This window comes from Variovorax sp. GW822-FHT04E09 (genome assembly GCF_058800845.1).
The window spans coordinates 21,675-35,672 of record NZ_JBXAMR010000005.1; the positions used below are offsets into that span (position 1 = coordinate 21,675).

At 68.0% G+C, this 13,998-nt stretch carries 13 protein-coding genes and 2 riboswitches; of the genes, 8 read left to right on the plus strand and 5 right to left on the minus strand.

Annotated elements, in window-relative coordinates; all coding sequences use genetic code 11:
- Positions 1 to 9 precede the first annotated feature (9 nt).
- From AC1RL8_RS20240 to AC1RL8_RS20255, 4 genes are read right to left on the minus strand one after another with little or no spacing between them, the layout of a single operon-like run.
- Complete coding sequence (locus AC1RL8_RS20240) at positions 10 to 1,197, minus strand: aminotransferase-like domain-containing protein (RefSeq protein WP_070060271.1); 1,188 nt, start codon at positions 1,195 to 1,197, stop codon at positions 10 to 12.
- A 49-nt stretch (positions 1,198 to 1,246) separates the two neighbouring features.
- Positions 1,247 to 1,654 (minus strand): VOC family protein, encoded by a 408-nt coding sequence (locus AC1RL8_RS20245; RefSeq protein ID WP_492686407.1) that lies wholly within the window; start codon positions 1,652 to 1,654, stop codon positions 1,247 to 1,249.
- 11 nt (positions 1,655 to 1,665) lie between these two features.
- A complete protein-coding gene (locus AC1RL8_RS20250) occupies positions 1,666 to 2,613 on the minus strand; it encodes a DMT family transporter (RefSeq protein WP_492686383.1) in 948 nt (315 codons plus the stop codon).
- Positions 2,610 to 3,209, minus strand: a complete 600-nt coding sequence (locus AC1RL8_RS20255; protein ID WP_070060269.1) for a LysE family translocator — start codon at positions 3,207 to 3,209, stop codon at positions 2,610 to 2,612. The genes AC1RL8_RS20250 and AC1RL8_RS20255 overlap by 4 nt, the downstream gene beginning before the upstream one ends.
- Before the next feature lie 130 nt (positions 3,210 to 3,339).
- Here AC1RL8_RS20255 and AC1RL8_RS20260 point away from each other — a divergent pair, with 130 nt between their 5' ends.
- From AC1RL8_RS20260 to AC1RL8_RS20275, 4 genes are all read left to right on the plus strand, one after another.
- Positions 3,340 to 4,761 (plus strand): aminotransferase-like domain-containing protein, encoded by a 1,422-nt coding sequence (locus AC1RL8_RS20260; RefSeq protein ID WP_307696612.1) that lies wholly within the window; start codon positions 3,340 to 3,342, stop codon positions 4,759 to 4,761.
- A gap of 64 nt (positions 4,762 to 4,825) precedes the next feature.
- Positions 4,826 to 5,629: a PhaM family polyhydroxyalkanoate granule multifunctional regulatory protein gene (locus AC1RL8_RS20265; protein ID WP_492686382.1), complete on the plus strand. Its 804-nt coding sequence runs from the start codon at positions 4,826 to 4,828 to the stop codon at positions 5,627 to 5,629.
- Between the two features lie 49 nt (positions 5,630 to 5,678).
- Positions 5,679 to 6,959, plus strand: a complete 1,281-nt coding sequence (locus tag AC1RL8_RS20270) for an FIST signal transduction protein (protein WP_070060267.1) — start codon at positions 5,679 to 5,681, stop codon at positions 6,957 to 6,959.
- A 206-nt stretch (positions 6,960 to 7,165) separates the two neighbouring features.
- Entirely contained in the window at positions 7,166 to 8,581 is a 1,416-nt protein-coding gene (locus AC1RL8_RS20275; RefSeq protein ID WP_492686381.1) for an RtcB family protein, read from the plus strand.
- Positions 8,582 to 8,600: 19 nt separating this feature from the next.
- On the opposite strand, the gene AC1RL8_RS20280 is transcribed toward AC1RL8_RS20275, so the two are convergent.
- The gene (locus AC1RL8_RS20280) at positions 8,601 to 9,908 is read right to left on the minus strand and encodes a D-amino acid dehydrogenase (RefSeq protein ID WP_492686380.1); all 1,308 of its coding nucleotides are present in this window, start codon (positions 9,906 to 9,908) and stop codon (positions 8,601 to 8,603) included.
- 91 nt (positions 9,909 to 9,999) lie between these two features.
- A riboswitch (glycine riboswitch) is annotated at positions 10,000 to 10,106 on the minus strand.
- Positions 10,107 to 10,150: 44 nt separating this feature from the next.
- Positions 10,151 to 10,241, minus strand: a riboswitch (glycine riboswitch).
- Positions 10,242 to 10,358: 117 nt separating this feature from the next.
- Here AC1RL8_RS20280 and rfbB point away from each other — a divergent pair.
- The 4 genes from rfbB to rfbC are packed head-to-tail and all read left to right on the plus strand — an operon-like array spanning position 10,359 to position 13,797.
- Positions 10,359 to 11,438 (plus strand): dTDP-glucose 4,6-dehydratase, encoded by a 1,080-nt coding sequence (rfbB, locus tag AC1RL8_RS20285; protein WP_492686379.1) that lies wholly within the window; start codon positions 10,359 to 10,361, stop codon positions 11,436 to 11,438.
- Entirely contained in the window at positions 11,435 to 12,325 is an 891-nt protein-coding gene (rfbD, locus tag AC1RL8_RS20290; protein ID WP_492686378.1) for a dTDP-4-dehydrorhamnose reductase, read from the plus strand. The genes rfbB and rfbD overlap by 4 nt, the downstream gene beginning before the upstream one ends.
- A 39-nt stretch (positions 12,326 to 12,364) precedes the next feature.
- Entirely contained in the window at positions 12,365 to 13,252 is an 888-nt protein-coding gene (gene rfbA / locus AC1RL8_RS20295; protein WP_492686377.1) for a glucose-1-phosphate thymidylyltransferase RfbA, read from the plus strand.
- The gene (rfbC, locus tag AC1RL8_RS20300; protein ID WP_447772165.1) at positions 13,249 to 13,797 is read left to right on the plus strand and encodes a dTDP-4-dehydrorhamnose 3,5-epimerase; all 549 of its coding nucleotides are present in this window, start codon (positions 13,249 to 13,251) and stop codon (positions 13,795 to 13,797) included. The genes rfbA and rfbC overlap by 4 nt, the downstream gene beginning before the upstream one ends.
- The last annotated feature ends 201 nt before the right edge of the window (positions 13,798 to 13,998 follow it).

Sequence of the window (13,998 nt, forward strand, 5' to 3'; positions counted from 1 at the left end):
TCGGCCTTGTCAGGCGTGGGCGGGGGCCAGCAGCGCCAGCTCTTCGCGCAGCGTGACGGCGAGCGCGGCGATGGCGGTGTCGATCTCCTCGACGCTGGCGGTCACGAACGACAGGCGCAGCGTGCGCGGATCGCCTTCGCCCGCGTAGAACGGCGCGCCGGGCACGAAGGCCACGTTGCGCTCCACGGCCTTGGGCAGCAGGGTCACGGTGTCGATGCCCTCGGGCAGGCGCGCCCACAGGAACATGCCGCCCTTGGGAGCGTTGAACTTCACGTCGAGGCCGGCCATCTCGCGGTGCAGCGCGGCGATCATGGCGTCGCGCTGGCGCTTGTACAGCGCGCGGATGGTGGGCACGTGGCGGTCCAGGAAGCCGTCCTTCATCACGGCCGAGACCATGCGCTGCGTGAAGATCGGCGTGTGCAGGTCGACCGCCTGCTTGGCCTGCAGCAGCTTGGGGAAGATGGCCTTCGGCGCCACCAGGAAGCCCAGGCGCAGGCCCGGGGCCAGCACCTTGGAGAACGAGCCCAGGTAGATCACGCCCTCGGGGTTGCGCGCGGCCAGCGGCAGCGGCGGGGCTTCGTCGAACCAGAGCTCGCCGTAGGGGTTGTCCTCGACGATCGGCAGGTTCGCGGCGGCTGCGGCAGCGGAGACGGCGGCGCGGCGCGCCTCGGTCATGGTGCGGCCGGTGGGGTTCTGGAAGTTGGGCAGCAGGTAGACGAAGCGCGCGTCGGCCGCCTTGCTCACGAGGTCGTCGACGATCACGCCGTCGTCGTCGCTGGCCACGCCCACGGGGTGCGGCTCCATCGGGCCGAAGGCCTGCAGCGCGCCCAGGTAGGTGGGCGTCTCGACCAGCACCTTGCTGCCCGGATCGATCAGCACCTTGGCCACGAGGTCGAGGCCCTGCTGCGAGCCGGTGGTGATGAGCACCTGCGAGGCGTCGACGTCCCAGGGCAGCATGTCGGCCACGGCCTGGCGCAGCGGCGCATAGCCTTCGCTGGCGGCGTACTGCAGCGCGGCCTGGCCGTCGTTGTGCAGCACTTCGGCGCAGGCGTCGGCGAACTCCTGGATCGGGAAGGTCTTGGGCGAGGGCAGGCCGCCGGCCAGGCTGATGATGCCGGGGCGCTCGGTGACCTTGAGGATTTCACGCAGCACCGAAGGATTCATCTTGGCGGCGCGGGCGGCGAGTTTCCAGTTCATGGGAGGCTTTCTTCTTTCTGGCGAATGAGAGGTGAGTCTGAGTGTGTCGTCAGGATGGCGGGATGTCGCCACGGTGCACGACATGGATTTTGTTGCCGTCCGGGTCGCGCAGGTAGGCGCCGTAATAGCCCTGCCCGTAGCGGGGGCGGGGACCGGGCGCGCCTTCGTCGCGGCCACCGTGGCGCAGGGCCGCCTCGTGGGCGGCATGAACGGCCTGCGGCGAGGGCGCGCAGAACGCGACCATGCTGCCGTTGCCGGCGCTGGCGGGTTCGCCGTCCAGCGGGATGTACACGTAAAAGCGCGGCAGCGTCTGGCCCGGCACGATCCAGCAGGCGGCGTCGGGGCCGCCATCGGGCGTCACGGGGCGGCGGATCAGGCCGAGCGGCGCCAGCACCGCGTCGTAGAAGGCGGCGGCGCGCGGCAGGTCGGTGCAGCCGACGGTGACATGGCTGAACAGCGTCATGGTCGTCAGCTCCTGGCTTGCGGCTCGGCGCCGCGTGGAACGGCAGGCGCCGCCGGTTGCGACAGCCGCTTGCCCGCGACCACCGTGGCGACCACGGCGGCGGCGAAGCCCAGCGTCACCAGGTCGAGCGGCTCGCCCAGCAGCGGGATCGACGCGAGGATCGACAAAAAGGGCTGCAGCAGCTGCGTCTGGCTCACGCGCAGCGCGCCGCCCAGGGCCAGGCCGCGGTACCAGGCGAAGAAGCCGATCCACATCGAGAACATGCCCACGTAGGTGAAGCCGACCCAGGCCGAGGCGGCCACGGGCTGCTGCGGCCACAGGGCGATGGTGGCGGGCAGCGTCACGGGCAGCGCCATCACGCAGACCCAGCAGATCACGCGCTCGGCGCCCAGCGACGGCGTGACCTGCGCGCCGTAGATGTAGCCGACCGAGGCCGCGACGACCGCGCCGACCAGCAGCAGGTCGGCCCATTCGAAACCGAAGCCGTGGCCGCTCTGCTGCGCGCGCAGCACCGAGAACACCACCACCAGCAGGCTGCCCGCGATGGCGCAGAGCCAGAAGCCCAACCGCGCGCGCTGGTGCAGCACCCAGGCCGCGACCGCGGCCGTGACCAGCGGCAGCAGCGCCGTCACCACCGCCGCATGGCTGGCCGTGACCACGCGCAGCGCAAAGGCCAGCAACAGCGGAAAGCCGATGCAGTTGCCCAGCACCGCCATGCCCAGCGGCTTCCACTGGTGCGGCGCCGGGCGCGGCGAGCGCGTGACCAGCAGGAAGACGGCCGACAGCACGCCCGCCAGCGCCGCGCGCCCGAGCGTGACGAACCACGGCGACAGCTGCGGCGCCTCTTGCGTGCCCGTGGCCAGCCGTGTCATCGGCAGCGTGATGGCGAACAGCGCCACGCCGACCACGCCGAGCCACATGCCCAGCGTTTCGTCCTTGATGGCGAGCTTCATACGCCCACCATCCACCAGGCCGTCAGGACCAGGATGAGGCCCATCGCACGGTTGAACCACAGCAGGCGCCGGCCCTTGGCCAGCCACTCGCGCAGCAGCGCGCCGACCAGCGCATAGGCGAAGTTGCTGGTAAAGGCGTAAGTCAGCATCACGGGCGCGACGATGGCGAAGCGCGCGAGCGCGTCGGGCTGGCCGGCGATCCAGCCCGCCACCAGCGTGAGCGCCAGCAGCCAGGCCTTGATGTTCACGAACTGCAGCATCACGCCTTGCCCGAAGCCGACCGAGAGGCGGGCGCTGTCAGCCTTGCCGAGCTGGGCGCTGCCGCTGAGCTTGTAGGCCAGCCACAGCAGGTAGGCGATGCCCAGGCCCTTGATCGCCAGGCGCAGCGGCGGCATGGCCACCACCAGCGCGCCGAGGCCGGCCGCGCAGATGGCGAGCAGCAAGGTCCAGCCCACCGGCACCGCGACCACGAAACGCATCGCACGCGGCAGGCCGCCGTTGGCCGCCAGGGCGGTGGAGAGCGTGGTGTTGGGTCCGGGCGAGAAGCTCATCGCCGTGGCCAGCACCAGCAGCGCGGTGAATTCTTGCCAGTTCATGTCACAGACTCTAAACTTTGGACCATTACAGTTCCAGTACAGATGATCGAACAAATCTGAAATCTGTATTGGTCATTCCTTCGACACACGCCGCCCTTTTCTTGCTCTCTGTGCGATGCAGTCCGACCCGATGCTGACCCGAACCTCCACCCAGTCCCTGACCGGGCAGCTGGCCGACCGCCTCGCCGAGCGCATCCGCAACCGGCTGTTGGCACCCGGCGCGCGCCTGCCCTCGGTGCGCGAATGCGCGCGCCAGCAGGGCGTGAGCCCGTACACCGTGGTCGCCGCCTACGACCAGCTGCTCGCGCAAGGCCTCGTCGAAGCGCGCCGCCAGCGCGGCTTCTACGTGCGCGACGCGGCGCCGGCGCCCGAGAGCTCGCGCAATCCGGCGCATGCCGTGCCCGCGGTCCCGCCGATGATGGCCTCGCGCGTGCCGGCCGACGCCAGCTCGCTGATCCGCAGCATGTTCCACCGCCCGAGCGACAAGCCGCAGCCGGGCATGGGCGTGTTCCCGCCCGACTGGATGGCCTCGACCTTCCTGGCGACCGCGGTGCGCCGCGTGACCACCACGTCGGCGCTGCAGGAGTTGTCGCTGCAATACGGCGAGCCTTCGGGCGATCTCGCGCTGCGCCGCAGCCTGTCGCAGAAGCTGGTGCGCATCAACGTGCCGGCTGGGCCGGACCAGATCGTGACCACCATCGGCGCCACGCATGCGCTGGATATCGTGAGCCGCACGCTGTTGCGCGCGGGCGATCCGGTGATGGTCGAGGAGCCCGGCTGGGCGCTGGAGTTCGCGCGGCTCGAGGCGCTGGGCATGCGCATCCTCCCCGTGCCGCGCCGCGCCGACGGGCCCGACCTCGACGTGATGGCGCAGTACTGCAAGCTGCACAGCCCCAAGCTGTTCGTCAGCGTGAGCGTGCTGCACAACCCGACCGGCTACAGCCTCACGCCGGGCAGCGCGCACCGCGTGCTCAAGCTGGCCAACGAGCACGACTTCCACATCGTCGAGGACGACACCTACAGCCACCTCGCGCCCGAGCACGCCACGCGCCTGAGCGCGCTCGACGGGCTGCAGCGCACCATCTACGTCAGCGGCTTCGCGAAGATCCTGGCGCCCAACTGGCGCATCGGCTTCCTGGCCGCTTCGCCCGCGCTGAAGGAGCGGCTGCTCGAGACCAAGCTGCTGGCCACGCTGACCTCGCCCACGCTGTTCGAGCGGGCGCTGTCGTGGTGCATCGACCAGGGCCAGCTGCGCCGCCATTCGGAGCGCGTGCGCATCCGCCTGGACGGCGCGCGCGGCCGCGCGGTGAAGCTGGCCATGTCGCACGGCTGCACCTTCGCCTCGGAGCCGGCGGGGCTGTTCGGCTGGGTCGACACGGGCGTGGACACCGACGCGCTCACGCAACGCATGCTCGACCAGGGCTACCTGCTGGCGCCGGGCTCGCTGTTCCATGCGCGCCGCCCGCCGAGCACGATGATGCGGATCAACTTCGCGACCTCGCAGGACGCGAATTTCTGGAAGGTTTTCAGCCGGGTCAGGGACGAGCTCTGATTCGCTTGCAAAGGGCTTGGAGTAAGCTGGCAGCACAAGAAAACCCAGCCAGGAGACCTCCCGCATGAGCAACGCCAGCAAACCCTTCGACTTCAGCCAGTTCGTCCCCGGATTCGACTTCCTGAAGAACCTCGCCGGCGGTGCCGCCGCGGGCTCCGGCTCGGTGCCCGGCATCCCCAGCTTGGCCAGCTGGGTCGCGCCGACCATGAGCGTCGAAGAGGTCGACAAGCGCATCCAGGAACTCAAGACCGTCCAGTACTGGCTCGAACAGAACGGCCACGCGCTCAAGGCGACCATCCAGGCGCTCGAGGTGCAGAAGATGACGCTGTCGACCCTGCGCGGCATGAACGTGCGGATGGAAGACATCGCCAGCGCGTTCACCAAGCAGGCCGCGGCCATGGCGCCGGCACCTGCACCGGCTCCCGCCCCGGCCCCCGCACCCCGGCCCGAGCCGGAGCCGGAGCCGGAGCCCGTCGAGGAAGAGGAAGAAGAGTTCGACGAGGCCGAGGAAGAAGCGGAAGAAGAGGAAACCCCGGCGCCGAAGAAGACCTCGCGCGCCAAGCCCGCAGCGTCCAACGGCGCCGCCGGCGTGGTCGACCCGATGCAATGGTGGGGCTCGCTCACCGAGCAGTTCCAGCAGATCGCGAGCACCGCGCTGCAGGATGCGGCGCAGCTCAAGGTGCCGGCCATGGCACAGCCGCTGGCCGACGCCGTGGGGCAGGTCATCGGCAAGGCAACGGCGGCGCGCAAGCCGGCCGCCAAGACCGCCGCGAAGAAGGCCGCCGCGAAAAAAGTCGCGCCGGCACCCGCCGCGCGCAAGAAAACCACGTCCGCCGCCGCGCGCAAGCGAACCTCCGGCCGGCGCTGACGTCTTACAGACACCTTTCCAGACGACGACGCACGGGTCGGTACGCACCATGAAACTGTTTCCCACCGGCCATGCCACCCACCCGCAATGGCGCATGGCCGCCGGCCTCGTGCTGGCCCAGTTGCGCGCGCAGATGGCGCTGCCCGACTACGCGTCGAACCCGACGCTCGGGCTGCTCTACATCACCGACCACTACGCGGCCGAGGCGCAGGAGATCCTCGATCACCTGAGTGCCGAATTGCCCGAGGTCACCGACTGGTCGGGCACGGTCGGCATCGGCGTGTCGGCCAACAACGCCGAGTACTTCGACGAGCCCGGCCTGAGCCTGATGCTGTGCGCGCTGCCCAGCGACCAGTACCGCGTGTTCTCGGGCGTGGCGCCGCTGGGCAGTTCCGAAATGAGCGGCTTCGAGGCGCACACCGCGCTCGTGCACGCCGACCCGGCCACGCCCGATCTGGGCGAGCTCATCGGCGAGATGGCGGGCCGCACCGACACCGGCTACCTGTTCGGCGGGCTCTCGTCCGGCCGCGGCGGGGCGCTGCAGTTCGCGGTCGGCGGCAATGGCAACATCCGCGGCCACGGTGCGGCGGGCGGTGTGTTCTCGGGCGGCTTGTCGGGCGTGGTGTTCGGCGAGGGCGTGCGGCTGGTGTCGCGTGTCACGCAGGGCTGCCAGCCGCTGCGCACGGGCGGCGCGCGCGAGCGCGAGATCACCGAGGCCGACGGTAACCTGCTGCTGTCGCTCGACGGCGAGCCGGCGCTCGACGTGTTGCTGGCCGACCTGCAGGTGTCGCTCGACCGGCCGCAGGAAGCCATCGACGCCGTGCGCAACACGCTGGTCGGCCTGGCCGACGCGGGCAGCGACGGCATCCGCCGCACCGGCGACCTGGGCGCCGACGTGCTGGTGCGCCACATCATCGGGCTCGATCCGACGCGGCGCGGCATCGCCATTGCCGACAACGCCGAGGCCGGCATGCGGCTGAGTTTCTGCCGCCGCAATGCGCAGGCGGCGCGCGCCGACCTGATGCGCATCTGCGCCGAGATCCGCGAAGAACTCGAGCCCGAAGAACAGACGCTGGCCACCGCACGCGCCGTGGCGGCGGGCGAGGCCGAGGCCGCACCGCATCCGGCGCGGCGCATCGCGGGCGCGGTGTACGTGAGCTGCTCGGGGCGCGGCGGCCCGCACTTCGGCGCACCGGGCGCCGAGCTGCAGATCGTGCGGCATGCGCTGGGCGACGTGCCGCTGGTCGGCTTCTTCGCCGCCGGCGAGATCGCGCGCCACCACCTGTACGGCTACACCGGCGTGCTGACGGTGTTCACCGCGCCGGACTGACTGACGGGAAAAAACGACGCGTGCATCCGCGCACTGTGTTCGCAGGCGCTTCGCGTCGCTAGAATCCGCCCGCTTTCTTGAATCTCTGCTGCTGCAAGAAAGAGTGATCCGCGCGCCCCGAGGCACGCGGTCGATCTCTTTCGCCCCGCCACGCGATGTGACGGGGCCCGGAAACCGACACGGTTTCCCCGAATGGAATTGCAGCCATGGGCAGACCCACCAATAGTCATTTTTCGAGACTCCAGCGCGCCTTTTCGCGCGCCCACATCGCCGTCGACTACCGCGACGGCATCTATCACCTGCGCAACGAAGCCGCGCAGGCGACCGTGCTTCTGCCGCAGAGCCTGCCGCTGGAAGAAAAAGCCGTGAGCCAGCTGCTGGCCTTCGCCAGCGTGCGCTCGCCCGACGGCGCGCACGGCGTGTGCAAGGCCTGCGCGACGCCGGACTTTCATCCGGGCTCGGTCGCGCCGGTGGGCAGCGTGGTCGCGACCGATGGCGACTTCGTGATTCCCGCCGCGGTCGGCACCGACATCAACTGCGGCATGCGCCTGCTGACCACCGGCCTCACGCTGGACCAGGTGGCGCCGCACAAGACGCAGCTGCTCGCGCGGCTCACGCGCAGCCTGCTCGACAACGGGCGCGACGTGCCGGTGCACACGGCGGCGTTTCGTGCGCTGTTCGACGAAGGGCCGGCCGCATTTTTGGACGCCGTGCGTGGCGACGGGCTCTGGGCCGCGTGCGACCGCGACCGGCTGCAGGCCGAGATCGGCGCGTGCATCGGCCTGGCGAGCTTCGGCGGGCAGTCGCGGCACGCACCGCCGGCCTACACCGGCGTGCGCCACGAGGTGTTTCGCGACCCGTGCCTGGGCACGCCGGGCAGCGGCAACCACTTCGTCGAGTTGCAGGTCGTCGACCAGGTGATGGACCGGCACGCGGCCTACCGCGCGGGCCTCAAGGCGGGCGAGGTCGTCGTGATGATCCACAGCGGCTCGCGCGACATCGGGTTCCACGTCGGCGGCCGCTGGATGGACCGCGCGCGGGCCGAGTGGCCGCAGGGCCTGCGCCATCCGAAGAGCGGGCTGTACGGCCTGGCCGGGCCGCTGGCGCAGGAGTACCTCGAAGCCATGGGTGTGGCCGCGCGCTATGCGTGGGCCAACCGCGTCGTGCTGGCCGAGCTGGTGCGCAAGGACTTCGCCGAGCTGCTGGGCGCCACGGCGTCGACGCTGGTGGTCGACGTGCCGCACAACGTCGTGCTGCGCGAGCACGGCATGAACATCCATCGCAAGGGCGCGACGCCGGCGCATGCGGGCGACCTGGCGCTGATTCCCGGGTCGATGGGCGATCACTCGTACCTCGCGACCGGGCTGGGGCATGAAGACTGGCTGTGGTCGTGCAGCCATGGGGCCGGCCGGCGCATGCGTCGGCAGGAAGTGCGCGCGATGCGGCCCGCACCCGGCGACGCCGATGCCAGCTGGCAGTGCGTGACCTTGCGCGAGGAGCGCCGCATCGAGGAGGCGCCGCAGGCCTACAAGCCGATCGGTGCGGTGATCGAGGCGCAGGAAAGCGCGGGGCTCGTCCGCTGCGCCGTGCGGCTCAAGCCCTGGGTCACGTTCAAGGCATGACCCGAGGGCGCGTGTCGTGTCAGCCCAGTGCGGGTTGCACGGCGCGCGGCGCGGGCGCCGGCATGCCGGCGAACGCGAAATCGACCTCGGGCGCCAGCCCGCTCACGATGCGCGCGATCGACTTGCCCGAGCCGCAGGCGTGCGTCCAGCCGAGCGTGCCGTGGCCGGTGTTGAGGAACAGGTTCGGCAGCTTGGTCTTGCCGATCAGCGGCACGTTGCTCGGCGTGGCCGGGCGCAGGCCGGTCCAGAACTGCGCGCGTTCGGTGTCGCCGGCGCCGGGGAAGAGCTCTTCGACGCGCCGCACGATGGCTTCGCAGCGCACGCGGTTCAGGTCGCGGTCGTAGCCGTTGAGCTCGGCCGTGCCGGCGATGCGCAGGCGGTCGCCCGACTCGGAGGTGTAGCGCGAGAACACCAGCTTGTATTCGTCGTCGGTCAGCGAGACCTGGTGCGCCTTCGACGCGTCCTTCACGGGCAGCGTCACCGAGTAGCCCTTGGCCGGGTAGATCGGCAGGCGGATGCCCAGCGGCGCGGCGTACAGCGGGCTCAGCGAACCCATCGCGAGCACGAAGGCGTCGCCGCGGATGCGCTGGAAGCGGCCTTCGTTGTCCGTCGCCTCGACGTGGTCGATGCTGCCGCCGGCTTCGCGCAGCGCGGTCACCGTGTGGCTCATGAGGAACTTCACGCCGGCCGCCTCGGCCAGCTTCACGAGCTCGCGCGCGAAACGGTTGGCGTCGCCCGACTCGTCTTCGGCGGTGTAGGTGGCGCCGGCGAGTTGGGAGCGGATGTGGGCAAGGGCGGGTTCGATCTTGATGGCTTCGTCGGCCGAGATGACCAGCCGCTCGCAGCCCAGGGCACGCATCTGCTCGGCGGGCTTGAGGGCGCCGTCGAATTCTTTTTGCGTCGTATAGAAGTGCAGGATGCCTTGCGTGCGCTGGTCATAGCTCAGGCCGGTGTCTCGACGCAATTGCTGCAACATTTCCCGGCTGTATGTACCGAGACGAACGATCTGTTCGATGTTGTGGCGGGTGCGCGCGGGGGTGCATTCGCGCAAAAACTGCAGGCCCCAGAGCCACTGGCGCATGTCGGCGCGGATGCGAAAGAGCAGCGGCGCATCTTCCTTGCCGAGCCATTGCAGCACCTTCAGCGGTGCGCTCGGATTGGCCCAGGGTTCGGCATGGCTGACCGAGATCTGGCCGCCGTTGGCGAAGCTGGTTTCGGCGGCCGGGGTGGCCTGCCGGTCGATCACGGTCACCTCGTGGCCGAGTTGCTGGAGGTAGTAGGCCGAAGTCACGCCGAGCAGGCCGGCGCCAAGAACGATCACACGCATTGCAAGTACCTTTGAGTTTGCAGCGCTTGAACGGCGGGCGTGGAGTGCTATTGAACCAATAGCAAGCAACCGGACGACCGATGTCCAAGTTGCCGCTCCCCCTGTCCTCGGTACCTGAGAGATTCACCCTGCTGCACCCGCAGCGGGTTTGCTCCTTCGGTGCGCCACATGGCGTGGCGGCTCTCCAGACGGCTGTATCGATGAGTGCAGTACTGACCCCTTGCCGAAGTTCCTGGGCGTTGCCTGGAATTTCGTCGGGCCGACCTGAGCGTTTATGGGAGTTTGCGCCTTCGGTAGGGCCTCCGTGGAGGCCCGCTCTCCTGCAATTGTTGGCGATTGTAGGCGGGCCCCGCAAGCCGGCCAAGCCCTGTACATCGGCACTTCACACCGATGGGATAATTGAATGTTGATTTTTGGTAAAGCAAACTTTTTTCTACAGGTGGGGACCTCATGATCCTGGTTACCGGCGGCGCAGGCTTCATTGGCGCCAATTTCGTACTCGATTGGATCGCACAGGGCAACGAGCCCGTCGTGAACCTCGACAAGCTGACCTACGCGGGCAACCTCGAGACCCTGGCGTCGCTCAAGGGCAACGCGAACCACGTCTTCGTGCAGGGCGACATCGGCGACAGCGCGCTGCTTGATCGCCTGCTGGCCGAGCACAAACCCCGTGCCGTTGTGAACTTTGCCGCGGAATCGCATGTGGATCGCTCGATCCACGGCCCGGAAGACTTCGTGCAGACCAACGTGCTCGGCACCTTCCGCCTGCTCGAATCGGTGCGCGGCTACTGGAACGCCCTGCCGGCCGACCAGAAGGCCGCCTTCCGCTTCCTGCATGTGTCGACCGACGAGGTCTACGGCTCGCTCTCCAAGACCGACCCGGCCTTCACCGAAGAGAACAAGTACGAGCCCAACAGCCCGTACTCGGCCAGCAAGGCCGCCAGCGACCACCTCGTGCGCGCCTGGCACCACACCTACGGCCTGCCGGTGGTCACCACCAACTGCTCGAACAACTACGGCCCGTTCCACTTCCCTGAGAAGCTGATCCCGCTGATGATCGTCAACGCACTGGCCGGCAAGAACCTGCCCGTGTACGGCGACGGCATGCAGGTGCGCGACTGGCTCTACGTGAAGGACCACTGCAGCGCCATCCGCCGCGTGCTCGAAGCCGGCAAGCTCGGCGAAACCTACAACGTCGGCGGCTGGAACGAGAAGCCCAACATCGAGATCGTCAACACCGTGTGTGCGCTGCTCGACGAACTGAGCCCCCGCGCCGACGGCAAGCCGTACAAGGAACAGATCACTTACGTCACGGACCGCCCGGGCCACGACCGTCGCTACGCCATCGATGCACGCAAGCTCGAGCGCGAACTCGGCTGGAAGCCCGCCGAGACCTTCGACACCGGCATCCGCAAGACCGTCCAGTGGTACCTCGCCAACGGCGAGTGGGTGCGCAACGTGCAAAGCGGTGCGTACCGCGAGTGGGTCGAGAAGCAGTACGACGCCGCACCTGCAAAGGCTTCCGCATGAAGTTGCTGCTGCTCGGCAAGGGTGGACAGGTCGGCTGGGAGCTGCAGCGCAGCCTCGCGCCGCTCGGCGAAGTGGTCGCGCTGGACTTCGACAGCACCGACTTCCACGCCGACTTCAGCCGCCCCGAGCAGCTGGCCGCCACGGTGCTGGCGGTGCGCCCCGACGTCATCGTCAATGCCGCCGCGCACACCGCCGTCGACAAGGCCGAGAGCGAGCCCGACTTCGCGCGCAAGCTCAACGCCACCTCGCCCGGCGTGGTGGCCGAGGCCGCGCAGCAGATCGGCGCGCTGATGGTGCATTACTCCACCGACTATGTCTTCGACGGCAGCGGCACCCGACCCTGGAAAGAAGACGACGCGACCGGTCCGCTCAGCGTGTACGGCCAGACCAAGCTCGAAGGCGAGCAGTTGGTGGCGCAGCATTGCGCGAAGCACCTGATCTTTCGCACCAGCTGGGTGTACGCCGCACGCGGCGGCAACTTCGCCAAGACCATGCTGCGCTTGGCCAAGGAGCGCGACAAGCTCACGGTCATCGACGACCAGTTCGGCGCCCCGACTGGTGCCGAGCTGCTGGCCGACATCACCGCGCACGCCATCCGCGCCACGCTGCAAGACCCGGCCAAGGCCGGGCTGTACCACGCCATCGCCGGCGGCGAGACCACATGGCACGGTTACGCGCGATTCGTGCTCGAGATGGCGCAGCAGGCTGGCGTCGAACTCAAGGCCGGCCCGCAGGCCGTGGAGGCCGTGCCCACCAGCGCCTTTCCGACGCCCGCGAAGCGGCCGCACAACTCGCGGCTCGAGACCACCAAGCTGCAGACCACCTTCGGTCTGCGCCTGCCGCCATGGCAGGAAGGCGTGGCACGCATGCTGCGCGAGACGCTCTGACCGACTGATTTTTCCTGCCCCTCACAGAAGAAGACTCCCATGACGCAACGCAAAGGCATCATCCTTGCCGGTGGCTCCGGCACCCGCCTGCACCCGGCCACGCTCGCCATGAGCAAGCAACTGCTGCCGGTGTACGACAAGCCCATGATCTATTACCCGCTGAGCACCCTGATGCTCGGCGGCATGCGCGACATCCTGATCATCAGCACGCCGCAGGACACGCCGCGCTTCCAGCAGCTGCTGGGCGACGGCAGCCAGTGGGGCATCAACCTGCAGTACGCGGTGCAGCCGAGTCCCGATGGCCTGGCGCAGGCGTTCATCATCGGCGACAAGTTCGTGGGGAACTCGCCGAGCGCACTGGTGTTGGGGGACAACATCTTCTATGGGCATGACTTTGCCCATCTGCTGTCGGACGCTGATGCGAAGCAGAGTGGTGCGACCGTGTTCGCATACCACGTGCATGACCCGGAGCGTTATGGCGTGGTGGCCTTCGATGCCAACGGCAAGGCCAGCAGCATCGAAGAAAAGCCCGTGAAGCCCAAGAGCAGCTATGCCGTGACCGGCCTGTACTTCTACGACAACCAGGTCGTCGACATCGCCAAGGCCGTGAAGCCGAGCGCGCGCGGCGAACTGGAGATCACGGCGGTCAACCAGGCGTACTTGGACCTGGACCAGCTCAACGTGCAGATCATGCAGCGCGGCTATGCTTGGCTCGATACGGGCACGCACGAGAGCCTGCTCGAAGCCGGCCAGTTCATCGCGACGCTGGAGCATCGGCAGGGGCTGAAGATCGCCTGCCCTGAAGAAATTGCGTGGCGTAATGGCTTCATCGACAGCGCCCAACTCGAAAAGCTCGCTGCACCGCTGCAGAAGAACGGGTACGGAAAGTACCTGAAGCACCTGCTGACCGAAGAGGTGCGTTCGTGAATGTCATCCAAACCGAGATCCCCGACGTTCTGATCATCGAGCCGAAGGTCTTTGGCGATGCCAGAGGGTTTTTCTACGAGAGCTTCAATCAACGCGCATTCGAGGAGGCGGTTGGATCGAAGGTCGACTTCGTTCAGGACAACCATTCAAGGTCTTCCAAGGGCGTGCTTCGGGGGTTGCACTATCAGGTTCAGCAAGCGCAAGGAAAGCTGGTGCGCGCGGTACGCGGCGCGGTGTTTGATGTGGCCGTCGACATTCGGCGCTCTTCGCCCACGTTCGGGCGTTGGGTGGGCACGGAGTTGAGCGAAGGCAATCACCGACAGTTGTGGGTTCCGGCGGGCTTCGCGCACGGATTCTTCGTTCTCACGGACTCCGCGGACTTTCTGTACAAGACGACGAACTACTACGCACCGGAGCACGAGCGATGCATTGCCTGGAACGACGCGAGCCTGCAGATCGCGTGGCCTGACATTGGCATGGCGCCGCAGTTATCCAAGAAGGATGCCGAAGGCAAATCGCTTCAAGCGGCGGACGTCTTCGAGTAATCAAATTTTTTTGGACGAGGCACCTGAGTGCCAGTCGAATTCGGTGCTTTCGTTTTTTTGATCGCACATCAAATGAACAAATGCCGAAAGTGAGATTCTTGTCTTCTCGCTGTATTTGAAATATTCCTGCTGCCTGTGAATGTGGGTTGCTTCTGATGGAGTGAACCGAACGACTCCGGCCTCATGCGCATTCGATCGATG